Source organism: Brachybacterium sacelli (genome assembly GCF_017876545.1).
Classification (GTDB): Bacteria; Actinomycetota; Actinomycetes; order Actinomycetales; family Dermabacteraceae; genus Brachybacterium; species Brachybacterium sacelli.
Window position 1 is genome coordinate 884,833 of record NZ_JAGIOD010000001.1, and the last position, 22,753, is coordinate 907,585.

At 71.1% G+C, this 22,753-nt stretch carries 24 protein-coding genes; 13 read left to right on the forward strand and 11 right to left on the reverse strand.

The window, feature by feature from the left end; genetic code table 11:
- Positions 1-2 precede the first annotated feature (2 nt).
- Positions 3-872: a TolB family protein gene (locus JOF43_RS03945; protein WP_209899392.1), complete on the reverse strand. Its 870-nt coding sequence runs from the start codon at positions 870-872 to the stop codon at positions 3-5.
- A 230-nt stretch (positions 873-1,102) separates the two neighbouring features.
- On the opposite strand from JOF43_RS03945, the gene JOF43_RS03950 reads away from it, so the two are divergent.
- Together JOF43_RS03950 and JOF43_RS03955 are read left to right on the forward strand one after the other, a co-directional pair.
- On the forward strand, positions 1,103-1,498 hold the full coding sequence (locus JOF43_RS03950; protein ID WP_209899395.1) for a hypothetical protein: 396 nt from the start codon (positions 1,103-1,105) through the stop codon (positions 1,496-1,498).
- Positions 1,499-1,755: 257 nt separating this feature from the next.
- Positions 1,756-3,354, forward strand: a complete 1,599-nt coding sequence (locus JOF43_RS03955; RefSeq protein WP_209899398.1) for an ABC-F family ATP-binding cassette domain-containing protein — start codon at positions 1,756-1,758, stop codon at positions 3,352-3,354.
- 5 nt (positions 3,355-3,359) lie between these two features.
- Here the strand turns inward: JOF43_RS03955 and JOF43_RS03960 are convergent, their stop codons facing one another.
- Together JOF43_RS03960 and JOF43_RS03965 are read right to left on the reverse strand one after the other, a co-directional pair.
- Positions 3,360-3,638 carry a hypothetical protein gene (locus JOF43_RS03960; RefSeq protein ID WP_209899401.1) on the reverse strand — a complete coding sequence of 93 codons (279 nt, stop codon included), beginning with the start codon at positions 3,636-3,638 and terminating at the stop codon, positions 3,360-3,362.
- 8 nt (positions 3,639-3,646) lie between these two features.
- Positions 3,647-4,036 (reverse strand): MerR family transcriptional regulator, encoded by a 390-nt coding sequence (locus JOF43_RS03965; RefSeq protein ID WP_209899404.1) that lies wholly within the window; start codon positions 4,034-4,036, stop codon positions 3,647-3,649.
- Between the two features lie 228 nt (positions 4,037-4,264).
- Here JOF43_RS03965 and JOF43_RS03970 point away from each other — a divergent pair, with 228 nt between their 5' ends.
- Complete coding sequence (locus tag JOF43_RS03970) at positions 4,265-5,752, forward strand: FAD-binding oxidoreductase (RefSeq protein WP_209899407.1); 1,488 nt, start codon at positions 4,265-4,267, stop codon at positions 5,750-5,752.
- 4 nt (positions 5,753-5,756) lie between these two features.
- On the opposite strand, the gene fdxA is transcribed toward JOF43_RS03970, so the two are convergent.
- The gene (fdxA, locus tag JOF43_RS03975) at positions 5,757-6,086 is read right to left on the reverse strand and encodes a ferredoxin (RefSeq protein ID WP_209899410.1); all 330 of its coding nucleotides are present in this window, start codon (positions 6,084-6,086) and stop codon (positions 5,757-5,759) included.
- A 77-nt stretch (positions 6,087-6,163) separates the two neighbouring features.
- On the opposite strand from fdxA, the gene soxR reads away from it, so the two are divergent.
- Together soxR and JOF43_RS03985 are read left to right on the forward strand one after the other, a co-directional pair.
- Complete coding sequence (soxR, locus tag JOF43_RS03980) at positions 6,164-6,634, forward strand: redox-sensitive transcriptional activator SoxR (RefSeq protein WP_209899413.1); 471 nt, start codon at positions 6,164-6,166, stop codon at positions 6,632-6,634.
- Positions 6,635-6,704: 70 nt separating this feature from the next.
- Positions 6,705-7,334, forward strand: coding sequence for a superoxide dismutase (locus tag JOF43_RS03985; protein WP_209899416.1), 630 nt, complete (start codon positions 6,705-6,707; stop codon positions 7,332-7,334).
- A 2-nt stretch (positions 7,335-7,336) separates the two neighbouring features.
- Here JOF43_RS03985 and JOF43_RS03990 read toward each other — a convergent pair whose 3' ends face one another.
- Together JOF43_RS03990 and JOF43_RS03995 are read right to left on the reverse strand one after the other, a co-directional pair.
- Positions 7,337-8,188: a hypothetical protein gene (locus JOF43_RS03990; protein WP_209899419.1), complete on the reverse strand. Its 852-nt coding sequence runs from the start codon at positions 8,186-8,188 to the stop codon at positions 7,337-7,339.
- Positions 8,189-8,198: 10 nt separating this feature from the next.
- On the reverse strand, positions 8,199-8,924 hold the full coding sequence (locus tag JOF43_RS03995; RefSeq protein ID WP_209899421.1) for an AraC family transcriptional regulator: 726 nt from the start codon (positions 8,922-8,924) through the stop codon (positions 8,199-8,201).
- Between the two features lie 55 nt (positions 8,925-8,979).
- Between JOF43_RS03995 and sigJ the strand changes: the two genes are divergently transcribed.
- From sigJ to JOF43_RS04015, 4 genes are all read left to right on the forward strand, one after another.
- Positions 8,980-9,924, forward strand: a complete 945-nt coding sequence (sigJ, locus tag JOF43_RS04000; RefSeq protein ID WP_209899424.1) for an RNA polymerase sigma factor SigJ — start codon at positions 8,980-8,982, stop codon at positions 9,922-9,924.
- 81 nt (positions 9,925-10,005) lie between these two features.
- Complete coding sequence (locus JOF43_RS04005; protein ID WP_209899427.1) at positions 10,006-11,160, forward strand: NAD(P)/FAD-dependent oxidoreductase; 1,155 nt, start codon at positions 10,006-10,008, stop codon at positions 11,158-11,160.
- A gap of 67 nt (positions 11,161-11,227) precedes the next feature.
- A complete protein-coding gene (locus JOF43_RS04010; protein WP_209899430.1) occupies positions 11,228-11,551 on the forward strand; it encodes an ArsR/SmtB family transcription factor in 324 nt (107 codons plus the stop codon).
- Positions 11,548-12,438, forward strand: coding sequence for an SRPBCC family protein (locus tag JOF43_RS04015; protein WP_209899433.1), 891 nt, complete (start codon positions 11,548-11,550; stop codon positions 12,436-12,438). Before JOF43_RS04010 ends, JOF43_RS04015 begins: the two co-directional genes overlap by 4 nt.
- 125 nt (positions 12,439-12,563) lie before the next feature.
- Here JOF43_RS04015 and JOF43_RS22905 read toward each other — a convergent pair whose 3' ends face one another.
- Positions 12,564-14,204 carry an HNH endonuclease signature motif containing protein gene (locus JOF43_RS22905; protein ID WP_209899436.1) on the reverse strand — a complete coding sequence of 547 codons (1,641 nt, stop codon included), beginning with the start codon at positions 14,202-14,204 and terminating at the stop codon, positions 12,564-12,566.
- Positions 14,205-14,226: 22 nt separating this feature from the next.
- On the reverse strand, positions 14,227-15,576 hold the full coding sequence (locus JOF43_RS04025; protein ID WP_209898137.1) for an IS256 family transposase: 1,350 nt from the start codon (positions 15,574-15,576) through the stop codon (positions 14,227-14,229).
- A gap of 1,008 nt (positions 15,577-16,584) precedes the next feature.
- Between JOF43_RS04025 and JOF43_RS04030 the strand changes: the two genes are divergently transcribed.
- Positions 16,585-17,079: a flavodoxin domain-containing protein gene (locus tag JOF43_RS04030; RefSeq protein WP_209899439.1), complete on the forward strand. Its 495-nt coding sequence runs from the start codon at positions 16,585-16,587 to the stop codon at positions 17,077-17,079.
- Here JOF43_RS04030 and pdxT read toward each other — a convergent pair.
- Positions 17,069-17,599: a pyridoxal 5'-phosphate synthase glutaminase subunit PdxT gene (gene pdxT, locus JOF43_RS04035; RefSeq protein ID WP_245354236.1), complete on the reverse strand. Its 531-nt coding sequence runs from the start codon at positions 17,597-17,599 to the stop codon at positions 17,069-17,071. The two genes, JOF43_RS04030 and pdxT, sit on opposite strands and share 11 nt — an antisense overlap.
- Before the next feature lie 68 nt (positions 17,600-17,667).
- Entirely contained in the window at positions 17,668-18,558 is an 891-nt protein-coding gene (pdxS, locus tag JOF43_RS04040; RefSeq protein ID WP_209899442.1) for a pyridoxal 5'-phosphate synthase lyase subunit PdxS, read from the reverse strand.
- 120 nt (positions 18,559-18,678) lie between these two features.
- Between pdxS and JOF43_RS04045 the strand changes: the two genes are divergently transcribed.
- Positions 18,679-20,013, forward strand: a complete 1,335-nt coding sequence (locus JOF43_RS04045; RefSeq protein WP_209899445.1) for an aminotransferase class I/II-fold pyridoxal phosphate-dependent enzyme — start codon at positions 18,679-18,681, stop codon at positions 20,011-20,013.
- A 99-nt stretch (positions 20,014-20,112) separates the two neighbouring features.
- Here the strand turns inward: JOF43_RS04045 and JOF43_RS04050 are convergent, their stop codons facing one another.
- Entirely contained in the window at positions 20,113-20,691 is a 579-nt protein-coding gene (locus tag JOF43_RS04050) for a sugar O-acetyltransferase (protein WP_209899448.1), read from the reverse strand.
- 50 nt (positions 20,692-20,741) lie between these two features.
- On the opposite strand from JOF43_RS04050, the gene JOF43_RS04055 reads away from it, so the two are divergent.
- Together JOF43_RS04055 and JOF43_RS04060 are read left to right on the forward strand one after the other, a co-directional pair.
- The gene (locus JOF43_RS04055; protein ID WP_209899451.1) at positions 20,742-21,977 is read left to right on the forward strand and encodes an MFS transporter; all 1,236 of its coding nucleotides are present in this window, start codon (positions 20,742-20,744) and stop codon (positions 21,975-21,977) included.
- Positions 21,977-22,738, forward strand: a complete 762-nt coding sequence (locus JOF43_RS04060) for a TSUP family transporter (RefSeq protein ID WP_209899454.1) — start codon at positions 21,977-21,979, stop codon at positions 22,736-22,738. The genes JOF43_RS04055 and JOF43_RS04060 overlap by 1 nt, the downstream gene beginning before the upstream one ends.
- The last annotated feature ends 15 nt before the right edge of the window (positions 22,739-22,753 follow it).

Genomic DNA, 22,753 nt, shown 5'->3' on the forward strand with positions numbered 1-22,753 from the left:
ACCTACACCGGGTAGTCGACGAAGGCGAAAGCCGAACCGTCCGGTGCCCAGCTGGGGACGTTCATCGTCCCCTGACCGCCGTGCAGCGCGACCAGCGTCGTCGGCTCCCGCCACGCCCCGAACCGCACCAGGCGCAGCTCGACGGGCCGGTCCGCGGGGTGGCCGACGGTGCCGGGCGGGAAGCTCACGTAGACGAGGACGTCCCCGGTGGGGGCGACATGGGGGAACCAGTTGACCCGCTCGTCGTCGGTGAGCTGCTCGAGCCCGGTGCCGTCGGGGCGGATCCGCGCCAGCTGCGCATGCCCGGGCGTGGCCGAGAACTGCTCGGTGTTGAACAGGATCCAGCTGCCGTCGGGGGTCCACGCGGGTCCGTCGGCCGGGCCGGGAGCGGTGGTGAGCGCCCGGTCGTTCGCGCCCTCGACATCCAGCAGGTGGATCGTGGCCGACGCCTCCAGCCGCACGTAGGCCAGCTGCTTCCCGTCCGGGCTCACGCCGTGCAGGAAGTGGAGGGGACCGTCCTCGCGGGTCACGCGGCGCAGCGGGGCGCCCTCGAAGCTGACGTGCCAGATGTGGTGGTCGCTCGCGGAGGCGAACACCCCGCTGCCGTCCGGGGCGAGCACGTGGTCGTTGTTCACCGGTGGCAGCCCCGGCACATCCAGCAGCTCCGGATCGGCCGAGCCGTCCGCCGGCAGGAACCAGAGCTTCCCGTCCCCGTTGACGAGCAGGCGTCCGTCGTCCGTCCAGTTCGGCGCCTCGTAGAGACGCTCGGCGGACTCGTGCACCGTGGTCACGGCACCGCTCGCCCGGTCCCAGACGCGGATCCGGGAGCTCTGGTCCGGCAGAAGGTGTCGCCACGGCACGCTGTCGCTCATGGGCGAAGTCTGTCACCACGCTCAGTCGGCGTCGATGACGAGGGCTGTGCGCCCGGGTATGCGGAGAACCGGAATCCTCCGCTCCGGAAGACCGTACGTTCGGGGGAGGTCCGACGGTGACCCTTCAGTAGCCCTGTGCACCGGCCGTAGCGTCTCTCGGGCCGGATCGGGATTCCACGGAGTCCTCCGGAGATCCGGCGACACCAACACCTCGATGAGGAGTGAGAACAATGGCCAGGAAGAGAATCCTTCGGGCCGGGATGTGCGCCGTCGCGACCGCCGCTCTGTCGGCGACCGCGGTCGGCGGGATGGCAGCGAGCGCATCCGCGACGGGAACCAGCGATGCGGAGGCGAAGGCCCTCCACGGCTGCCCGTCCGGGGCGGTCTGCATATACGACGACGCCGCCTGGGAAGCCAAGCAGCCGGAGCACATGTACTGGTCGTACGGGCCGCACAAGCTCTACGACGAGTACGGGACACACGCGCTGGTCAACAACCAGACCGGGGGAGCGACCATGACGCTGTGCGAGGGGGCCGATGGGACGAACTGCATCGACCCGCGGCCCGCCCCGGCCACGGAGTTCCCGGATCTGACCCGGTTCAACTCGGTCAAGCTCGCCGCCTGAGCGGGCATGAGCAGCGCGGCGCCGTCGGCCGTCCGGCGGCGCCGCGCTGGCAACCCTCCGAGGCATCGCTCCGGGGGCAATTCCCTCGCCCCTCGACCCGGCGCACTGGTACGTTCGCCGAACACCCCGACCCGACGTGAGGACTGAGCATCGTGCTGATCGACTCGAGCCACCGCGCACTCGCTCTGCGCTGACGCCGTCGACCGCCCTGCCCAGGGCTCCGGTATCAGCGCCCCGCTGACCGCATCGGAGTCCTCATGTCCCTCACCCAGAAACCTGCCGTCGTCCTCGCCGACGCATCCTTCGCGTGGCCCGACGGCACCGAAGCCCTCACCGGGCTCACCGCCGCGTTCGGCACCGGCCGCACCGGCTTGACCGGCGCGAATGGCACCGGGAAGACCACCCTCCTGCGCGTGATCGCCGGGGAGCTCGTGCTCACCACCGGCACGATCTCCGCGCACGGCCTGGTCGGATACCTTCCTCAGCAGCTCTCCCTGCGCACCGGCGCCACCGTCGCAGAGCTGCTCGGGGTGTCCGAGCGCCTCACGGCCGTGCGCGCCCTCGAGGCCGGCGACGCCTCGGCCGAGACTTTCGACGTGATCGCCGACGACTGGGACGTCGAGTCCCGGGCGCGGGCGACGCTCGACGGGATGGGGCTCGCGACGGTCGATCTCGATCGCCCCGTCGGCACACTCTCCGGCGGGGAGACGGTGCTGCTCGCCCTCACGGGACTGCGGTGGGCGGGCCGTGAGATCGTCCTGCTGGACGAGCCCACCAACAACCTCGACCGCGGGGCGCGCCACCGGCTCTACGACACGATCACCGCCTGGCGCGGCACCCTGATCGTGGTCAGCCACGACGTCGCGCTCCTGGACCTCATGGACGACACGGCCGAGCTGCGAGGCGGCGACCTGACCGTGTACGGCGGGAACTACACCGCCTACCAGCATCACGTGGCCCGCGAGCAGGCCGCCGCGGAGCAGGCCCTGCGCAGCGCCGAGCAGACGGAGAAGATCGAGAAGCGCCAGCGGATCGAGGCGCAGACCAAGCTCGCCCGCCGCCGGCGGTACGCCCGCACCGACTTCGAGAACACGCGCCGCCCCAAGGTGATCATGAAACTTAGGGCCCAGGAAGCACAGGTCAGCGCGGGAAAGCTGCGAGTAGAGCTCGACGAGAAGATCCAGACCGCCCACGACGCGGTCGAGGAGCAGGAGCGGCGTCTGCGGCGCGAGGACCGCATTCACATCGACCTGCCCGATCCGGGAGTCCCCGCCGGCCGGCGCCTCGCAGAACTGCACGACGGCCGCGGCGCCCCCGTCATCCTCCAGGGCCCGGAGCGAGCAGCGCTGACCGGCCCCAACGGCATCGGGAAGACCCGGCTGCTCGAGACGCTCCTGACTCCGTCGCCGGCTCCCGGGGGAACCGTGCACGGGGTGGCGCACACCGACCTCCTCGGCTACCTCCCGCAGCGGCTCGACCACCTCGATGACGACGAGAGCGTCCTGGAGGCCGTGCGCGCCGCGGCGCCGCAGCCCTCGCCCCACGAGATCCGGGCGCAGCTGGCCCGTTTCCTGCTGCGCGCCGACGCCGTGCACCGGCGGATCGGCGATCTCTCCGGTGGTGAGCGGTTCCGGGCCGCCCTGGCCACGCTGCTGCTCGCCCAGCCGCCCCGACAGCTGCTCCTGCTGGACGAGCCGACCAACAACCTGGACCTGCGCAGCATCGACGAGCTGGTCGACGCCCTGGACTCCTATCGCGGAGGCGTGCTCGTGGTCAGCCACGACGATGCGTTCCTGGACCGGCTGCGCATCGACACCTGGATCGCGCTCGGGGCCGACGGACTGACCCGGGAGTAGAACTTTCAGGGGCTGATGCCGGTGACGATCAGCATCAGCACGACCAGGAAGAGCGAGAGCGCGCCGAGGCCCGTGCCGAGGGCGGCCGGCAGCACCTTCGCGGCGCGGCCGGTGTCGTAGCGGCTGATCCCGATGCCGCCGAAGACGACGGCGAGCACGGCGACCGGAGCGGCGACGACGTCACCGATCACCGGGATGAGCACGCAGGCCACGGCCGCGAGACCGAAGGTCAGTGCATAATCTCCGGCGGTGTACCGGCGTCGCCCCGTCGGCTCCTCGCGCATGGGCCCCATCATGCCCCCACGTGCGCGTCGATGACCTCCTCCAGGATGTCGATCGTGTCCAGCTGCCGTGCGATCTCCTGCCGCAGACGCTCGCGGTAGCCGCGCAGCGACTCCACCAGATCCCCGGTGCGGTGCTCCTCGGCGATCATCCCGGGCAGGACCGGCCGGATCTCGGCGCTCGTCATCCCGGCGGCGAACAGGCGCTGGACCAGGGCCACCCGGTCGACGGCCTCGCGCTCGTAGCGGCGATGCCCGGCCCGGGTGCGGTGCGGGCTCAGCAGCCCCTGCTCCTCGTAGTAGCGCAGGGATCGCGCGCTCGCGCCGGTGGCCCCGCCCAGATCCCCGATGCTGAGAAGGGGTCCGGACGTAGCTCTCACATGCATGTCAGATACGGACATGGACGCAGTGTATGACGCGTCGCCGCGCGTCCGAGGGAACCTCACACGGGTGTCAAGTACGGATCGACGTCAGAGGACTCCAGCTGACCCTTGGGTAGCCACGCGGGCTTCTTGTAACGTCGCCCGAATTGCGCTCCGCCGGAGCGCAGCACATGGCCCCGCGCGCAGGTCTTCCCCGTCGCGCGCAGTCGAGCACCACCGCTCGCGTCGAGGAAGAGGCACCGCACGATGACGTCGCACGAGTACGCCACCAGCCCCACCACCCCTGCCCTGAGACGGAGGACCCTGCTGCGAGCAGGTGGGATCCTCGGTGCCGCCGGCACGGCCGGCGCCGCCGCGCTGCACGCCGCGCCCGCGCTCGCCGAGGGACCGCCCGCGCACTGGCTCCGCCCCGGTGATCCCGGATACGAGGAGTCCATGGCACGGTTCAACGTGTCGATCACCCACCGGCCCGAGGCGGTCGTCCTCGCCCAGCACTCCTCGCACGTCCAGGAGGCCGTGCGCTATGCGGACGGCCAGGACCTGCCGGTCGCCGTGATGGCCACCGGGCACCAGGCCTCGGTCCCCTTCGACGACGGGATCCTCGTCAGCACCGCGGGGATGGACGGGGTGCGGATCGACCCGCGGCGCTCGACGGCGGGCGTCGGACCCGGCGTGCGCTGGAGCGAGGTCGCCGAGAAGGCCGCCCACCACGGTCTGGCCGGGCTGGCCGGGTCCTCCGGCAGCGTCGGCGTGGTCGGCTACACCCTCGGCGGCGGCCTGAGCCCCGCCCTCGGCCGTCTCCACGGTTACGCCGCCGATCACGTGGAAGGGTTCGACATCGTCACCGCCGACGGAGAGCTGCGACGGGCGACCCCCGAGTGCGAGGAGGACCTCTTCTGGGCCGCCCGTGGGGGCAAGGGCAACTTCGGCATCGTGACCTCGATGGACTTCGGCCTGTTCGCGGTGCCGACGCTGTACGCCGGCGCGCTGATGTTCTCCGCCGAGGCTGCCGAGGACGTGCTGCCGGCCTGGCGGGACTGGGCCGCGGAGGCACCGGAGGAGGTCACCACGTCGGCCGCCTTCGTCCAGGTGCCGCCGGACGCACCGCTCCCGGAGCCGGTGCGCGGGAAGCGCGTGGTGAGTCTGCGGGTCTCCTATGACGGGGATGCGGCCGACGGGAGACGTCTCGTCGATCCGCTGCGCGAGGTCGCTCCCGTCCTCGTGGACTCGGTCGCCGAGATCCCGTTCACCGACTGGGGCGCGATCCACAACGATCCGGAGGGCCCGCTCCCCGCCTACGAGCGGACCACCCTGCTGGCGGAGCTGCCCGACGAGGCGCTGCAGGCGATCATCAACCTCGCCGGCGCGGAGTCCGAGTCGCCGATGAGCCTGGTCGAAGTGCGCCAGCTCGGCGGGGCGCTGGCGAGGGAGCCCGAGGTGGGCAACGCCGTCGGCCATCGCGAGGCGGCCTACACCTTCTTCACCATCGGCGTGGCGCCGCCCGAGCAGGTTGAGGACGTCCGTTCCTACGGGGAGCGGCTGATCGGCTCCATGGTCGCGTGGAGCACCGGCGGTGCCTATGTCAACTTCCTCTCCAGCGACGAGTCGGACCCCGAGGACGTGCGCGACGCGTACGTCCCGGAGATCTATGACCGCCTGGTGGGCGTCAAAACCGCGGTGGACGGCTCGAACATGTTCCGTCTGACCCACAACATCCCGCCCGCCGTCGGCTGAGAGGTCACTCCAGCGGGTTCGGCTGCAGGGGCAGTGCCTCGATGAGGGGATGGTCCTTGTCGATCACGCCCATCTTCGCCGCGCCCCCGGGAGATCCCAGGTCGTCGAAGAAGTCGACGTTGGCGTCGTAGTACTCGGCCCACTGGTCGGGGGTGTCGTCCTCGTAGAAGATCGCCTCGACCGGGCACACGGGTTCGCAGGCACCGCAGTCCACGCACTCGTCGGGCTGGATGTACAGCATTCGGTTGCCCTCGTAGATGCAGTCCACGGGGCACTCGTCGATGCAGGCGCGATCCTTCACGTCCACGCACGGCAGGGCGATCACATAGGTCACGAGGCGTTCCTTCCCGATCGATCGTGCTGTGACCGTAAGATCTCAAGTGCCCTTGACGTCAAGCGGAGGGAACGCCGATGAACGCGCCGCACGAGCCCGACGAGCTGCTGACGATCGGTGAGATGAGCCGACGCACCGGCGTCGCCCCGTCCGCGCTGCGCTACTACGAGGACCTCCACCTCATCGCGTCGGTGCGCACCAGCGGCAACCAGCGTCGATACGCCCGGCACATGCTGCGCCGCGTCTCCCTGATCTCGGTCGCGAAGCGCCTGGGGGTCCCGCTCGCGGACGTGCACGAGGCCTTCGGGGACGTCCCGATGGACTCCACCCCCTCCCATGCCGACTGGCAGCGCGCCTCCCGCCGCTGGAAGACGCAGCTCGAGGAGCGCCGGCGCGGACTCGAGCGCCTCGAGGCCGAGCTCACCGGCTGCATCGGCTGCGGCTGCCTGTCGCTGAAGGCTTGTGCGCTGCTGAACCCCGACGACGCCCTGGCCGCCACCGGCGCCGGACCGCGCCGGCTCGCGGACCTCCCGGATGACGACGGATGACGGGACGCCTTGCCCTCAAGCGCGCTTGAGGTTTTAGGGTCGACTCATCGACACGACGAAAGGACTGATCATGGCGGACTACACGCTTCCGGATCTCGACTACGACTACGGGGCGCTCGATCCTTCGATCTCCGGGAAGATCATGGAGCTGCATCACTCCAAGCACCATGCGACCTATGTCAAGGGTGCGAACACGGCGCTGGAGAAGCTGGCGGCGGCCCGGGAGGCCGGTGATTTCGCCACGGTGAACCAGTTCTCGAAGGATCTGGCGTTCAACCTCGGTGGGCACACGAACCACTCGATCTTCTGGAAGAACCTCTCGCCGGAGGGTGGGGACAAGCCCACCGGTGAGCTGGCGCAGGCGATCGATGAGTTCTTCGGGTCCTTCGATGCGTTCCGCGATCACTTCACGGCTGCGGCGCTGGGTATCCAGGGTTCGGGCTGGGCGATCCTGGCGTACGAGCCGATCGGTGGAAAGCTCGTGATCGAGCAGTTCTACGATCAGCAGAACGGTGTCCCGGTGGCCACGGTGCCGCTGTTCCAGCTGGACATGTGGGAGCACGCGTTCTACCTCGATTACCAGAACGTGAAGGCGGACTACGTCAAGGCGATCTGGAACATCGTGAACTGGGCCGACGTCCAGAAGCGGTTCGAGACCGCTCGCGCGACCGGCTCCTCGCTGGTCATCCCCCAGGCCTGACCTCAGGCGAGGCGCCCGTGGGCGCGCAGGGTGTCCAGGGCCGCGACGGTGACGATCCCGCGGTACTCGACGACCTGCCCGGTGGACCAGTGCAGGAAATCGAAGTCCCAGCCGCCGTCCTCGAGCTGCTCGGCCTCCAGCGCGTCCAGGCCCTCGGCGATGACCTCCTCGGGGAAGAGCGCTCGGCTCGGCGCGTCCGGCCGCGGGGACAGCTGGAGCGCGGTGGCCTTTTCCCCGTCGACCCCGCCCGGGATCGGGAGCGATCCGTCGGGCGCGAGGCTCGAGCGGAAGCGCTCCAGCGCGCGGGCGACCCGTCCGGGGTCCGGCACCTCGTCGAGGAAGTGGAGGGCGAAGATGATCTCGTATCCGACCAGCTCCGTGGCCTCGATCCGAGTCCAGCACCACGCGGTGGCGGAGTCCAGCCAGGGATGCTCGACCCCGAGACTCCAGAGATGCGCCGCAGTGAGATAGGTGAGGAAGCCCGCGTCGTTCGGCTGCATCCACGGGGCCCGGGGATGCTCGGCGGCAGTGGCCAGCACCTGCGGCACGCTTCCGTCGGGAAGGGTCGCCGTCCGCAGCCAGTCGAGGGTCTCCTCGATCAGCTCGTGCCCCGAGGCGCCCACCTGGGCTAGCACTCCCAGCGCCGTCATGGCGGCGGAGACCTGGCTGTCGGGGCCGCGCAGGTCGGGCTCGAGGGCGTGGCCCCAGCCGCCGTCGTCGGTGCGGAAGCCCTGCAGAGCGGTGACGACCCGGGAGACCGGGGCGTCGTCGAACAGCACCGCGGCGAGGTGCCGTTCCAGCAGGCGGGCATCGGTCAGGAGGAAGGTGCGGGCGGCGCGTACGTCGGTGCTCATGGCGCCGAGACTAGGCGGCGGTGAGCGTCGCGTCTTCCAGGAATCGGACCGGGGTCAGGCCGGTCAGCCGCCGCACCTCATCGGACATGTGGGCCTGGCTCGCATAACCCGCTGCGCCCGCACGCTCGGCGAGGGGCAGCGCGTCCGACCGCTGCGAGAAAGCGATGAGACGCCGCAGTCGGGCGACGCGCGCGAGCATCTTGGGCCCGTACCCGATCGCGGCGGCGGTGCGGCGATGCAGATGGCGCTCGCTGACCCCGAGGCCGGAGGCGACGAGGGCGACCCGCGCGTCCGGCGCCGCCAGCCGGTGAGACGCGGCGACGACGAGGGCGTCCGCCTCGCCCTGCCGACGTTCCACGGCGCCCGCCAGCAGCTCGAGGCGGCGCTGCGGCGTGGCCGACCCGAGCTCTTCACTCAGCACCGAGGCCGCCTCGGACCAGAGGTCGAGCACGGGCACGCGGGCATCGCGCACCTCCGAGGCCGGGAGCCCCAGCACGGACCCGGCCGCCCCGGGCCGGAGCCGGATGCCGGTGACGGGCTCCCCGTCGCCGGTGGGGGCGAACATCACCGGTCCGGTATCGGCGCCGACGACGACGAGACGACCGTCGCGCCAGATCAGGTCGACGCACGCGTCGGGGATGACCCGCTGCTCCGACGCGCGCCCCCGGTGCTCCCACAGACAGGCGACCACCGGGTGCAGCACCCTCGGCGGGGCGATCTCGCGATAGCCGGTCATGGCGTCGAGTCTGACCCATCGCGCCGCGCCTTGACGACGTGGTTACGCTCACCGCGTGACGGTTCCGCTGAAGGATCTCGACCATTTCGAAGCTGCGAGGTACCACCTGGGTGCCGTCGCCTACCGGTTGCTGGGCTCGCCCGTTGACGCCGAGGACGCCGTCCAGGAGACCTACCTGCGCTGGGCCGCCGCGAACAGGGACGACATCGAGGTTCCCAGAGCCTGGCTGACCCGGGTGCTCACCCACCATTGCCTCGACCAGCTCACCTCCGCTCGGGCCCGGCGCGAGGAGTACGTCGGCCAGTGGCTGCCCGAGCCTCTGCTGGACGGGGACCCGCTGCTGGGCCCCGCCGAGACCGTGGAGCAGCGCGACTCCGTCTCGCTCGCGATGCTCGGACTGCTCGAGGACCTGGCACCGCAGGAGCGGGCCGTCTTCGTGCTCAAGGAGGCGTTCGGCTACCCGCATGCCGAGATCGCGGAGACCCTCGGGACCACCGTGGCCGGCAGTCAGCAGGCCTTCGCGCGCGCGAGACGCCGACTGCGGGAGGGCGAGCCCCGCGCCGAGGCCACCCCCGAGTCCTCGCGGGAGGTCGTCGAGGCGTTCCTGAACGCCGCCGCGGGCGGCGACCTCGAGCAGCTCGTCGGGATGCTCAGCGAGAACGCGGTGAGCATCGCCGACGGCGGCGGGAAGGTGCCGGCGGCCCGCAGGCCGATCATCGGCGCCGAGAAGATCGCGACCCTCCTGCGTGGTGCCTTCCGGCCCACACCCGCCAAGCGCAACTTCCTCGGGGGCCCGCTCGAGCTCTACGCCGACCTCGTCAACGGATCCCCGGCCCTGCTCGCCAGTTCCGGCGGCCGCCTGGTCGGGGTGATCGTCCTGGAGAGGGCCGACGGCCGGATCCGCGACATCCGCATCCAGGCCAACCCCGGCAAGCTCGTGCGCCTGGAACAGCGCTGGCGCGCCTCGAACCCTGGGGAGCCGCTCTCCAGTGCCTGGTGAGGGGCCAGTACCTGGGATCACGTCAGGTTCTGGCGGGCTGCGTCGTCAGACAGGTACACCCTCGGACACAGGAGGTCCATCATGACGCACCGCATCCTCATCCTCGGCGCCGGCTACTCCGGTGCTCTCACCGCCGGCATGCTCGCCCGCCGGCTCCGCGCCGCGGACGCGCGGATCACCCTCGTCAATGCCGCCTCGCACTTCGTCGAGCGGGTGCGCCTGCACCAACTCGCCGTGGGCCAGTCGGTGCCCGAGCGCTCGCTGCGGGAGATGTTCGCGAAGACCGCCGTGGACGTGGTCATCGATCGTGTGACCTCCCTCGACGTCGATTCCCAGCAGGTGACCCTCGCCGGGGGCGACGTGCTCGGGTACGACTCCCTGGTGGTGGGGCTCGGCAGCAGCCAGTCGCCGCCGGCCGCCGAGATCTCCGGCGGCACGGTCCGCACCGTCGCCGACCGCGAGGAGGCCCTGCGCCTGCGGGACGAGCTGCGCGGGCTCGGCCCCGGGAGATCCGTCGTCGTCGTCGGCGGTGGCCTGACCGGGCTCGAGACCGCCACCGAGATCGCGGAATCCCGGCCCGACCTCGACGTGTCCCTCCTGGACGGAGGACGGGTCGGCGCCGATCTCTCCCCGCGCGGGGCTCGGCACGTGCGACGTGCGCTCGAACGTCTCGGGATCACCGTCCAGGAGCAGGTGCGGGCGCAGCAGGTCACGCCTGGATCCGTGCTCACCGATACCGGAGCTGGCCTCCCCGCGGACCTCGTGATCTGGACGACCGGCTACGTGACCAACCCGCTCGCTCAGGCGAGCGCGCTGGAGACCCACGAGGACGGACGCATCGTCGTCGACCGTGCCATGCGCTCGGTGTCCCATCCGGGCGTCTACGCGGTCGGGGACGCTGCCCGGGCGATCGGTCACGGGGACAAGCCGCTGCGGATGTCCTGTGCCTCCGGCACGGCGATGGGATGGCAGGCGGCCGAGGCCGTGCTGGCGGATCTGCGGGGGAAGCCCGCGCCGAAGTTCCCGCTCGCCTATGTCACCCGGTGCATCAGTCTGGGCCGGCGCGACGGGCTGATCCAGGTGGTCCGTCCCGACGACACTCCGCTGGACGTGGTGCTCACGGGTCGCCTCGGCGCCTGGGACAAAGAGATGGTCTGCCGAGGTGCCGCGTGGGGCGCCGCGAACCCGACGCTCGGCCTCCCGGTGCCCGCCCGCGCCCTGGCGATCGCGGCATGAGGCCCTGTCGGCGCCGCGGATTGTATATCCCTTGACTGGAATATACCGTCTGCGGTAGACAGGGGTCGTGCCCACCGCCTACACCGCGCTCTCGCTGCCCCCCCTGCGACGTGATCTCCTCGATGCTCTCCGCCCGGGACCCTCGACCGTGGGGGACCTGGCGGAGGCGACCGACTTGCCCCAGGCCGTCGTCTCCAAGCAGCTACGGGTGCTGCGGGAGGTCGGATTCGTGCAGGTCAGCGCGGAGGCCCAGCGTCGCTGGTACTCACTGCGTCCCGAGGCGTTCGCCGAGGTCGCGGACTGGCTGGAGCCGTATCGCTGGTTGTGGGAGGACCGGCTCGACCGACTCGGCGACCGGCTCGAGACGATGCAGGACGAGGAGCAGACATGACCACCCCTGATCCCACGCTCACCCAGGACGGCGGACGTGGTGCCGTCGTCGTCGAACGCCACTTCCCCCACCCCGTCGAGCGCGTGTGGCAGGCCGTCACACAGCCCGAGCATCTCGCCCACTGGTTCCCGGGATCCCCGGAGTTCGAGCTCCACGCGGGAGGCTCGGTGCGCTTCCCCGACTTCGCCGGCAGGCCCGCGGAATCCGGCACCGTCCTCGAGTGCGAGATCCCGCATCGGCTCCGCTTCAGCTGGGACACCGACGAACTGCTGCTCGAGCTGTCCGGGGACGCCGACGGGACGCGCCTCGTGCTCACACACGCCTTCGACGACATTGCCGGGGCGGCGAGCTTCGCCACGGGATGGGAAGCCTGCCTCGTCGGCCTCACCGCGGTGATCGCACAGGAGGACGTCCCCGATCCCGGCCCCCGCCGGGAGCGGCACGAGGAGCTGGCCCGCCGCTTCCGACTCGGCCGGCCTACGGTGACCACCGCTGCCGAGGGCTGGTCCGCCCGTTTCGAGCGTCAGCTCGTCTGCTCTGCGGGGACCGCGTGGGAGCTGTTCCTGGGCGGCGCGGCGGAGCCCGACATCGTCCACCCCGTGCCGGCCATCGGTGAACAGCTCCGCGCCCCGCAGGCGCCCGAGGTCGTGCTCGGCACCGTCACCGAGGTGCAGGCGCCGACGCTGCTCGCCTTCGACACCGGCCCCGGAGAACCCGGCGACCACGTGCGCCTGGAGCTGGTCGAGGGGACCGGGCACGGCGCCCGTCTTCTGCTGACGGTGCGCGGGGCCGACCCGGCCCAGAAGGAGGCCGCACTGGAGCAGTGGGGACTCGGCGCCGTGGACGCCATCGCCGAGGCAGCGCTCGAGGCGAGCGTAGGGGCGTAGGTCGCCCTGCCCCGCCATGTGCCGATGGCGAGATTGGTCAAAGCCAGGGTGACCGGGCCGCTGGCCGGAGACGAGAAGAACGCCGCGAACAGTGGCTGTGGCACCTGCGTGAGCCCTCGCGCTGCTCAGAACGGTGGGGGTTGGTCGTAGTTGTGCCGGGGTGGTGGGGCGTCGTCGCGGGGGTGCTGGCTAGGGCGGTTGCGGTGGGTGAATCGTTGGTGTTCGCGGTGGCGTTGTTCGAGGACGCGGTCGCGTTTCGGGCGGGCTGCTTCGGTCTCGCGGAGGCGGAGGGCGTCGTCGTGGGCGTGTTGGTGGGTGCTCCAGGCCGCGTCGAGGGCTTGGGCGAGGTGCGGGGTCAGCAGGTCGACGTTCTCTCGGGTGGTGGCGTGGATGTCACCATCGATGCTCCACCAGGTCACGGTCGGTTCGACCACCGCCGGGGTAGCGGTGCCGGTCGGTGGGGGCGGGGTTCCGGTAGCGGGGTCGGGGTTGTTCTCCGACGAGCCGGCCGCGGCCTCGGCCGTGGTCTCTGCCCCGGGGGTGGCTTCGGTGTCGGGGCGTTGGGGGTCGATGTGGCCGGCGGTTTTGATTTTGTGGTGTAGCCAGCACAGTCGGTGCAGGTTCGCCAGGTCGGTCGGGCCGCCGGTGGTGGGGTCGTGGTGGTTGAACTCTTCGATGTGGTCGTCCTCTGCGGCCAGGACGGTGGGGCGGGTGCAGCCGGGTGCGGCACAGACGGGGTGGCGCAGGCGGAGTTGGAGCCGCATCTGCGCGGAGGGGGTGTAGGTGCCGGCGGTCACGGGGAGGTAGGCACCGGTGGTGGGGTCGGTCAGGATCCGCTGCCACGTCACCTCCCCGGCCGCGAGGGCTCTGGCTTGGTCGGCGGGGATCGGGGTGAGGCCGTCGATCAGGCCGGGTGCGTTTTCGAGTCCGAGGAGGGTCATGGCCGGGACGGTCACCAGCATCCGGTACGCCTTGGTGGTGTCGGGGACGGGGTCGGTGTCCAGGAGGGTGTGGGTGAGGATCGCGTAGTGCAGGGCTTTCAGCGACAGGGGGCGGCCGTGGTCGCGGACGGTCTGATCGAGGTCGAAGGGGATCTCGGCGTGATCGTCGTCCTGGAGGGCGGCGCGTTGGGCTTTCTGCACGGTGCGGGCGGAGATATCCAGGCGGTGGGCGAGGGTTTTGATCTCGGGGATGGGCCCGGTGACTGAGAGGGTGGCCAGCCCGCAGGTGGGGTCGGCGATCTCTAGATCCACTCGTCGCTGCGTCCGCGGTGGGGAGGGCAGGGTCCTGGCGGTGATGCGGACGATCAGGGTTTTGAGGTGGGTTTCGAATTTGTGGCGGGAGATCGAGGCGAGGTCCCATCCGGCGACGTGCTCATCGATAGCCCGGACCTGTTGATCGGTCAGGGAGCGGATGTGGCGCAGGAGGTAGTGGTGGAATCCTTCGGGCATCACCCCGGTCGTGAGGGCCTGGAACGTGGCCGGGAGGAGGTCGACGGACCGGTGGGCATCGCGCAGGAGGCGTTCGGCCTGGTTCGTCGTCACCCGCAGTCCGGTGGCGATCTTCATCGCGGAGATGTCGGCCTCGTCGATCAACCCGTCGGTCGCGGGGTCGTGGGTGAAAAACGCGACCAACAGTTCCTGCTGGCGAGCGTAGAGCAGACCTCGTTCACGCATCGTCTCGTGCAACGCGAGGACCCGCTCGGCCTGGTCACTACCAGGGGCGGTGTCGGCTTTGGCGAGGATCCGCTGCGCAGGGCCTGTCAATTTGTTTGTGTAAGCGGGGTGGTCACAGGTAGGGGTTGATTCGGTCGGGGTAGGCCGCGGCGAGTTGGGCGAGGGCTTGATTCCAGTTCGTGACGATCTGGCCCTCGACGAGTCGGCCCTGGGCTTTGCGCTGGCCGGCGGGCTTGCCGTGGTCCCGAGCGCGTTCGGCAGCGCGTTTGTCTTCGATGTTGCAGATCGCTAGCCAGAGCAGCTTCACCGCCGCGTCCGTGGAGGGGAAGTGGCCGCGGTTCTTGGTCACCTTCCGTAGTTGGAAGTTCAGCGACTCGATGCTGTTGGTCGTGTAGATGACCTTGCGGAGCATCGGCGGGAACTGCAGGAACGGAATGAACCGCTCCCACGAGTTTGCCCAGGTCGCAGCGGTTGAGGGGTACTTCTGTCCGAGGTCGGAGGCTTCGAACTCGGCCAGCGCCTGCCGGGCGACGTCCTCGCTGGGCGCGGTGTAGATCGGCTTGAGCGCAGCGGCGACTTTCTTGCGGTCCTGGTAGGCGACGAACCGCATCGAGGCTCGGATCAGGTGGACCACGCAGGTTTGGACCATCGAGTCCGGCCAGGTCGCCTCGATCGCCTCGGGGAGGCCTTTCAGCCCGTCGCAGCACACGATCAGCACGTCCCTCACGCCCCGGTTGGCGAGGTCCGCGCAGACGTGGGCCCAGAACGCCGATCCCTCGGTGTCCTGGACCCAGATCCCCAGCACGTGCTTGATCCCCTCGAGATCCACTCCGACGGCGATGTAGGCGGCGCGGTTGATCACCTGGTTGTTCTCCCGGATCTTGATCCGGATCGCGTCGAGGTAGATCACCGGATAGAACTCCTCCAACGGCCGTGACTGCCAGGCCAGGACCTCCTCGCTGACGGCATCGGTGATGTTGCTGATCGTCTCGTGAGACAGGTCCGTGCCGATCGTGGAGGCAAGGTGGTGCTGGATATCGCGGATCGTCATCCCACCCGCGTAGAGGCTGATGATCATGTCATCGAGCCCACCGAGGCGCCGCTGGCCCGTGGGGACCAGGCGCGGGATGAACGACCCGCCCCGGTCGCGGGGGATGTCCAACTCGATCGGCCCGACCTCGGAGGCGACCGTCTTCGGTGTCTTCCCATTGCGCGAGTTGGCGTGCTCCGACGCCCGCGCGGAGCCCTTCTCATAACCCAGATGGCTGGTCAGCTCTGCCTGGAGGCCCCGCTCGAGCGCGGCCTTGACCAGTGCTGGCACGAATCCACCGTCACCAGTGAGTTCGACATTTCCGTCATCGATCTGCTCGAACAGGGCATCGAGCTGTCCCGAGGCCTTCAGCTGCTCGACCAGGTCCTGGCCCGAGGGCTCGTCACTCGGCTGCTGCTTCTCATCGGTCATGGTCATGATTCTTACCGTTCCTCTCGGTACGGCTTACACAGACCATCTGACACGCCCGCTGCGCAGTAAGCGGGGCCTGGGCCAACACCGGCCAAGACGCCACCCCCGGCACCTCCCCACCCGCGCCACTGCCCGCGGAGCTGGCCGCGGTGCTGGCCGTGGGGGAGGGGCCGGGCGAGCTGGCGGACGTGCTGGCAGCGCCACCTGGCGGCCTCTGACTGGAGGGCGAGGGGGCGGACTGGTCGCCGCCGCCGGGGCGAGACCGGCCCGGGGTGCTGCTGGAGTCCAGCTCGTCACCCACCACAATCCCCTCCATCCCACGAATCACGCCAGCCGCGATGCCGACGAAATCACCAGCATCAGTACCGGCGTGTTCCTTCCATTCTAGAACATCGAACACGCCGATAAAAGACCCCACCGCCGATCACGCGAGAATGTGGATAACCACCCTCTGTGGAGGAAAGATACCCCCGGACCCTGAAGCCCGAAGTCTGGAGCCCGGCGCGCGATACCTGGAGCTCGACACTGAAGCACGCGCCGGTGCCGGCGCCAGCGCTGGTGCTGGTGCTGGACACCCGAGCCCAGGCCGTGAAACTTCGCGCCGCCCCGCTGCGCTGCGCTGTGGTGTGCTGCGTTGTGATTGCCCGAGAGGGGGTCGGCGCGCCGCACGCAGCGCCTGGCACACCCTCGGGCGGAGCCGGCGATCCTCCCGAGTGCGGAGGTGGAGTGGCGCGCAATGCCCCGCGCACCATGACATGCGCCGCGCCAGACGCCGCAACCTGCCCATTGTGGATAAGCGCCCATGGGGGAGGAAAGACCACGATTGCCCGCTGCGGCGAGATGAATGGGGATAACCACCCACTGGGGAGGAAGAATAGAACCACCGAGATCGACATCCCGAACATCGTCGGGCACACAAACCCCTTTCCGAACGACACACTCGACCCGACACCCGACCGTGACCTCCGTCCCGGGAGCTGACTGCCCGGCTCTGCGAGGATGTCCACCATGACCGTGCTCGTCGCCTACGCGACCCATTCCGGAGCCACCCGTACCGTGGCCGAGACCCTCGTCGAGACATTGCGCGCGGAGGGCCTGGACCCTGTGCTCGCCGACGTTGCGGAGGACCCGGACCCCGCTGGCCACGACGCCGCGATCCTCGGGTCCGCCGTGCGCGTCGAGTCCTTCGAGAAGTCCTTCGTGACCTGGGTGTCCAGGCATCGCGCGCGGATCGATGAGGTCCCAGTTGCATTGTTCTCCTGTTCCGGCTCCGCCGCTGATCCGGCCAAGGGCGGCCGGCAGAAGGCGACCGACGACTTCCTCGAGCGCACCGGCATCGCCCCGGTCGCGGTGAAGAACTTTCCCGGGTGGGTTCTCATGGACAGGATCCCGGTGCACGAGCAGCTGCTGCTGAAGTCGATGCGCACGCCTACCGGCGACTTCCGCGACCTGCCGGCCGTCGCCGCCTGGGCCCGGGAGATCGCACCGGGGCTCAGCGGCTGAGGGCGCGCTCGAGCAGCCGACGGTGGAAGCGGTCCTCTCCGGTGACCTCCGGGTGGAAGGCCGTGGCCAGCAGGTTCCCCTGCTCGACGGCGACGATGCGGCCGTCGCCCAGGCGGGCGAACACGTCGGCGGACGGGCCGACGTCCGTCACCTCCGGAGCGCGGATGAAGCTCGCCGCGACCGGTCGTGCCCCGAGCGCCGGCACGGCGAGGTCGGTCTCGCAGGACTCGTTCTGGCGACCGAAGGCATTGCGCCGCACCGTGACGTCGAGACCGCCGAGGGTCAGCTGACCGGTGATCGCGTCCTCGAGGCGGTCCGCCAGCAGGATCATGCCGGCGCACGTCCCGTACACCGGGAGCCCCTCCGCGATCGCCGCACGCAGCGGGTCACGCACCCCGAAGGCCCTGGCCAGGTGGTCGATCACGCTCGATTCGCCGCCGGGCAGCACCAGGGCGTGGACGCCCGCGAGCTCCTCGGCGCGGCGCACCCGCACCACCTCGGCGCCGAGCTCCGCGAGCATCCGTGCGTGCTCGCGCACGTCGCCCTGGAGGGCGAGGATCCCGACCCGAGGTCTCGCGCCGGGGCCGCTCACCAGCCGCGATCGGCCAGACGGTGCGGTGCGGGGACGTCGGCGACGCTGATCCCGACCATCGCCTTGCCGAGCCCGCGCGAGACCTCGGCGACCACGGAGGGGTCGTCGTGGAAGGTGGTGGCCCTGACGATCGCCGCGGCGCGCGCCGCAGGGTCCCCGGAGGTGAAGATGCCGGAGCCGACGAAGACCCCGTCGGCCCCGAGCTGCATCATCATCGCGGCGTCCGCCGGCGTCGCGACCCCACCGGCGGTGAACAGCACGACCGGCAGGGACCCGCGTTCGGCGACCTCCTTGACCAGGGAGAACGGGGCCTGCAGATCCTTGGCGGCGACGTAGAGCTCGTCCTCGCTCTTGGCCGCCAGCGCCCGGATCTCCGCGGTGATGGTGCGGATGTGCCGGGTCGCCTCGGAGACGTCACCGGTGCCGGCCTCCCCCTTGGAGCGGATCATCGCCGCGCCCTCGGTGATCCGCCGCAGGGCCTCGCCGAGGTTGGTCGCGCCGCACACGAAGGGCACGGTGAAGGCGTGCTTGTCGATGTGGTTGACGTAGTCGGCGGGGGAGAGCACCTCGGACTCGTCGACGTAGTCGACCCGCAGCTGCTGCAGCACCTGCGCCTCGACGAAGTGGCCGATCCGGGCCTTGGCCATCACCGGGATCGAGACCTCGGCGGTGATGGCGTCGATGAGGTCCGGGTCGCTCATGCGGGCGACGCCGCCCTGGGCCCGGATGTCGGCGGGGACGCGCTCGAGGGCCATGACGGCGACCGCGCCCGCGTCCTCGGCGATCCGCGCCTGCTCGGCGGTGACGACGTCCATGATGACGCCGCCCTTCAGCATCTCGGCCAGGCCGCGCTTGACCGTGCCGGTTCCGGTGGTGGCTGTGCTCATGGCTCTCGTCCCATCCTTCTGATATTGACCTATGCCAAAAACTAGCATGGCGCATGCCAGTACTCGAGGCCGCCGCCGACCGGTCCGCGATCCGGGACGGCGCCACCTAGACTCGAGGGCGTGAGCACGGACCAGGAGCAGGTGATCAGCGGCGGCACCGCCGCGGAGATCGCCGACAGCGTGCGCGGCCTCGTCGAGCGCGGTGCCCTGGCCCCGGGGAGCCCCCTTCCCTCCGTGCGCGCTCTGGCGGAGCAGCTCGGCGTCAACCGCAACACCGCCGTGGCCGCCTACCGCACGCTCGCCCGTTCCGGCGTCGTCGTCTCCCAGGGTCGCGCCGGCACCCGCGTCGCCCAGCGCTCCCGCGTCCCGCAGGAGGGCTTCGCCGCCGCCGGTTCCTTGCGCGACGTCGGGACCGGCAACCCCGATCCGTCGCTGATCCCCGATCTGCGCCCCGCGCTCGCAGCGGCCGTCGGGCGCCCCGTGCTCTACGGCGAACCGGTCATCGACCGCGACCTGGAGAGCTGGGCGCGGGTCTGGGTCGGGTCCGACCTGCCGGGGGATGCAGACGACCTGCGTCTGACGCTGACCAGCGGTGCCGTCGACGCCGTCGAGCGCCTGCTGGCCCAGGCCCTCCTGCGCGACGACGCCGTGGCCCTCGAGGACCCGTGCTTCCTGGCCAGCATCCATCTCTCCCGGATCGGCGGCTATCGGGCCGTTCCCGTGCCCGTCGACGCCGAGGGCATGACCGTCGACGGACTCCGCCATGCGCTCGACCAGGGCGTCCGCGCGGTGGTGAGCACGCCGCGGGCCCAGAACCCCACCGGGGCATCGCTCACGCCGCGGCGCGCCGCCCAGCTGCGCGAGGTGCTGGCCGATCACCCCTACGTGCTCGTCGTCCAGGACGACTACTTCTCGTTCCTCTCCCGTCGGCCGTTCTTCTCGATCATCGGCCCCGAGCACCGGCGCTGGGCGCTGATCCGCTCCGTGTCCAAGTTCGCCGGCCCCGACATGTGCCTGGCCGTGACCGCCTCCGACCCCGACACCGCCGCCCGCTTGGCGCTGCGCCTCAGCCCCGGCACCACCTGGGTCAGCCACCTGCTGCAGCGGCTCACGCACGGGGTGATGACCGACGCCGGCGCCCTCGCCCTCATCGAGCAGGCCGGTGCGCACTACGCCGAGCGCAACACCGCCTTCGCCGAACGCCTGGCCGACCACGGGCTCGAGGCCCCGCCCGGGGACGGCCTGAGCCTCTGGGTGCCGGTGCCGGTGCCCGCCCGGGACGTCGCCGAGCGCCTCATGCGCCGCGGCTGGCTGGTCCGCACCGGCGACGAGTTCCGGCTCGAGCCGACCGACGAGCCCTCTCGCCACCTGCGCCTGACCGTGCACGACCTGGACCAGCAGGCGGCGAGGACCCTCGCCTCCGACCTCGCCGCCGCGGTGGACGAGGCCTGCTGAGCCGCCGTGCTCAGAGCTGCCGGATCACCCGGGCCGGAGTGCCGACGGCGACCACGTTCCTCGCCGCCGCGGTGGACGAGGCCTGCTGAGCCGCCGTGCTCAGAGCTGCCGGATCACCCGGGCCGGAGTGCCGACGGCGACCACGTTCGCCGGCACGTCCTTCGTGACCACCGAGGCCGCACCGATCACCGAGTTCTCACCGATCGTGACCCCTGGCAGCACGGTGGCGCCCCCGCCCAGCCAGACGTTGTCGCCGATCGTGATCGGCGCGGCCCGCTCCCACTGGTCGCGGCGGGGGCCCGGCTCGGTGGGATGGATCGGGGTCAGCAGTTGGACATTGGGGCCGATCTGGCAGTCGTCCCCGATCGTGATGGTCGCGACGTCGGCCGCCGTGAGGTGATAGTTGACGTAGGTGCGCTCACCCAGGACCAGGTTGCTGCCGTAGTCCAGGGCCAGCGGGGGCCGCACGACGGTCCCCGCCCCCAGGCCGCCCAGCAGCTCGGCGAGCAGCTCCCGGGCCTCGGCCGCCTCGGCGAGCCACGCCCGGTGGTAGCGGTCCGTCAGCCGGGCGGCCCGATGCTGGGCCTCGCCGAGCTCCGCGTCGGAGACGTACCAGTCGCCCGCGAGCATGCGCTCACGCTGGGTGCGGGTATCGGCCGGGTCCGGGACGCTGTGCATGGATCGAGCCTAGCGGGCGGCGCCGGGGCCGCGAGGTGCAGACTGAGGGGGTGAGTGCGCCGCCGGACCCGACCCCGTTCCCGGGATACCGCACCGACGACCCGGAGTACCGCCGCATCACGCTCGCCCTGTTCTTCGCGGGGATCGCCACCTTCGCCACGCTGTACAGCACCCAGGCTCTGCTGCCGGAGCTCGCCGCCGCCTTCGCCGTCACCCCCGGCCAGGCCACGCTCTCGCTGTCGGTCGCGACCATCGGCCTCGGGGCGGCCCTGCTCGTCGCCGGCGCCCTGTCCGAGGCCTACGGGCGCACCCGGTTGATCCACCTCTCGCTGACCGCGTCGGCCCTGGTCGGCGTGGCCTGCGCACTCGCCCCCACCTGGGAGACGCTGCTCGGCCTGCGCCTGCTGCAGGGGATCGCGCTCGCGGGGCTGCCCGCGGTGGCGACGGCCTATCTGCGCGAGGAGATCCACGCCCGGGTGACGGCCCGCGCAGCCGGCCTCTACATCGGCGGCACCGCCCTCGGCGGGATGACCGGACGACTGATCACCGCCGGGATCGGCGAGAGTCTGGGCTGGCACTGGGCCCTCGGCACCATCGCCCTGGTGGGCCTCGGCTGCGCCCTCGCCGTCCGCCTGCTGCTGCCGGCGTCGCGGAACTTCGTGCCCGCCCCCGCCCGTCCGCTCCGGCTCGCGCGGATGATGGGTGGCGCGCTGCGGGACCCTGCGCTGCTGGCCCTCTACGCGATCGGCGGATGTGGGATGGGCGCGTTCGTCGCCGCCTACAACGCCCTGAGCTTCCGCCTGGTGGCCGAACCCTTCTCGCTCGGCCTCGGCGCCGCGGGACTGGTGTTCCTGGTCTACCCGGTCGGGACCGTCGGCTCGATCGTGGCGGGCCGCCTCGCGGACGCCTCCTCGCGCCGCCTGGTGGTCCCGATCGCGAGCGCGGTGCTGGCCGCGGGTCTGGCGCTGACGATCCCGGAGAACCTGTTCGTGCTGGTGGTCGGGGTGGCCGTGATGACCGGCGGGTTCTTCGCCGTCCACGGGGTCGCCAGTGGCTGGGTCCCGGTGCGCGCCCACGCCGCGGGTCTCGCCCCCGGGCCGGCGGCCTCGGTGTATCTGTTCGCCTACTACCTGGGGTCCTCCGTGTTCGGCAGCCTCGCCGGCCTCGTCTGGTCCGCCGGCGGGTGGTCCGGGGTCATGACGCTCACCCTGACGCTGACCGGGATCGTCGTCGTGCTGGCGCTGCTGCTGCGACGCACCCGGTCGCTGGAGAGCGGGAGGAGCTGATGGAGCTCGCACTCGTGGTCGTGATCGGCGCGGTCGTGCTCGGCGTGACCCTCCAGCGCACCAGCGGTATGGGCACCGGCCTCGTGCTCTCGCCGACGCTGGTGCTGGCGATCGGCCCGGTCGCCGGGGTGCTGCTGACCAACATGACGACCGTCGTCTCGGCCATCTTCCTGACCGTCGCCGTGCGGGCGGACATCGACTGGGGCCGCTACGCCCGGGTCGCGCCGGCCATCGTGCTCGGTTCGGTGCCAGCTGCCCTCCTGGTGCATCGGACCGCATCCGGATGGCTCGAGGTGATCATCGGCGCGACCCTGCTGCTCTCCCTCGCGGCCACCCCATTGCTGCACCGGCTGACCGAGGTGCCGCCACGGCGCGCAGGGCTGGTCGCCGGGCTGCTGGGCGGCTTCCTGAACACCGCCGTCGGTGTCGCGGCCGCCGCGATGCTCGCCTACGCGCAGGTGACCCGTTGGGAGCAGAAGCCCTTCGCCGCCACCCTCCAGCCGATCTTCCTCGCCATGGGAGTGACCTCGGTGGTGACGAAGCTGCTGGTGGGCGGCGCCGGAGCCGCGCAGCCTCCGCCGTGGCCGCTGATCCTCGCCGCCGTCGGCTCCGTCCCGCTGGGCGTGCTGGTCGGTGGAGCCGTCGCCCGCCGGGTCCCGGCGCGGGCGGCCCGGTGGGCTGCCGTGGTGGTCGTCGTGCTCGGGTCGACGGCGACCCTCGTGCGCGGCCTCGGCCAGGTGCTCGGCGCCTCCGTCCCGTGAACTTCCCGGGCCCCG

What these genes read in the sequence shown, in the direction of transcription:
- JOF43_RS03960 (WP_209899401.1), bottom strand. Translation starts at nt 3,638, where the DNA reads ATGCGCGAGGAGCCGACGGGGCGACGCCGGTACACCGCCGGAGATTAT.
- JOF43_RS04005 (WP_209899427.1), top strand. Translation starts at nt 10,006, where the DNA reads ATGACGCACCGCATCCTCATCCTCGGCGCCGGCTACTCCGGTGCTCTC.
- soxR (WP_209899413.1), top strand. Translation starts at nt 6,164, where the DNA reads ATGAACGCGCCGCACGAGCCCGACGAGCTGCTGACGATCGGTGAGATG.
- JOF43_RS03955 (WP_209899398.1), top strand. Translation starts at nt 1,756, where the DNA reads ATGTCCCTCACCCAGAAACCTGCCGTCGTCCTCGCCGACGCATCCTTC.
- JOF43_RS03995 (WP_209899421.1), bottom strand. Translation starts at nt 8,924, where the DNA reads ATGACCGGCTATCGCGAGATCGCCCCGCCGAGGGTGCTGCACCCGGTG.
- JOF43_RS03965 (WP_209899404.1), bottom strand. Translation starts at nt 4,036, where the DNA reads ATGTCCGTATCTGACATGCATGTGAGAGCTACGTCCGGACCCCTTCTC.
- JOF43_RS03970 (WP_209899407.1), top strand. Translation starts at nt 4,265, where the DNA reads ATGACGTCGCACGAGTACGCCACCAGCCCCACCACCCCTGCCCTGAGA.
- JOF43_RS04015 (WP_209899433.1), top strand. Translation starts at nt 11,548, where the DNA reads ATGACCACCCCTGATCCCACGCTCACCCAGGACGGCGGACGTGGTGCC.
- JOF43_RS04025 (WP_209898137.1), bottom strand. Translation starts at nt 15,576, where the DNA reads ATGACCGATGAGAAGCAGCAGCCGAGTGACGAGCCCTCGGGCCAGGAC.
- pdxT (WP_245354236.1), bottom strand. Translation starts at nt 17,599, where the DNA reads ATGCTCGCGGAGCTCGGCGCCGAGGTGGTGCGGGTGCGCCGCGCCGAG.
- pdxS (WP_209899442.1), bottom strand. Translation starts at nt 18,558, where the DNA reads ATGAGCACAGCCACCACCGGAACCGGCACGGTCAAGCGCGGCCTGGCC.
- JOF43_RS03945 (WP_209899392.1), bottom strand. Translation starts at nt 872, where the DNA reads ATGAGCGACAGCGTGCCGTGGCGACACCTTCTGCCGGACCAGAGCTCC.
- JOF43_RS03950 (WP_209899395.1), top strand. Translation starts at nt 1,103, where the DNA reads ATGGCCAGGAAGAGAATCCTTCGGGCCGGGATGTGCGCCGTCGCGACC.
- JOF43_RS03985 (WP_209899416.1), top strand. Translation starts at nt 6,705, where the DNA reads ATGGCGGACTACACGCTTCCGGATCTCGACTACGACTACGGGGCGCTC.
- JOF43_RS03990 (WP_209899419.1), bottom strand. Translation starts at nt 8,188, where the DNA reads ATGAGCACCGACGTACGCGCCGCCCGCACCTTCCTCCTGACCGATGCC.
- JOF43_RS04060 (WP_209899454.1), top strand. Translation starts at nt 21,977, where the DNA reads ATGGAGCTCGCACTCGTGGTCGTGATCGGCGCGGTCGTGCTCGGCGTG.
- JOF43_RS04030 (WP_209899439.1), top strand. Translation starts at nt 16,585, where the DNA reads ATGACCGTGCTCGTCGCCTACGCGACCCATTCCGGAGCCACCCGTACC.
- JOF43_RS04050 (WP_209899448.1), bottom strand. Translation starts at nt 20,691, where the DNA reads ATGCACAGCGTCCCGGACCCGGCCGATACCCGCACCCAGCGTGAGCGC.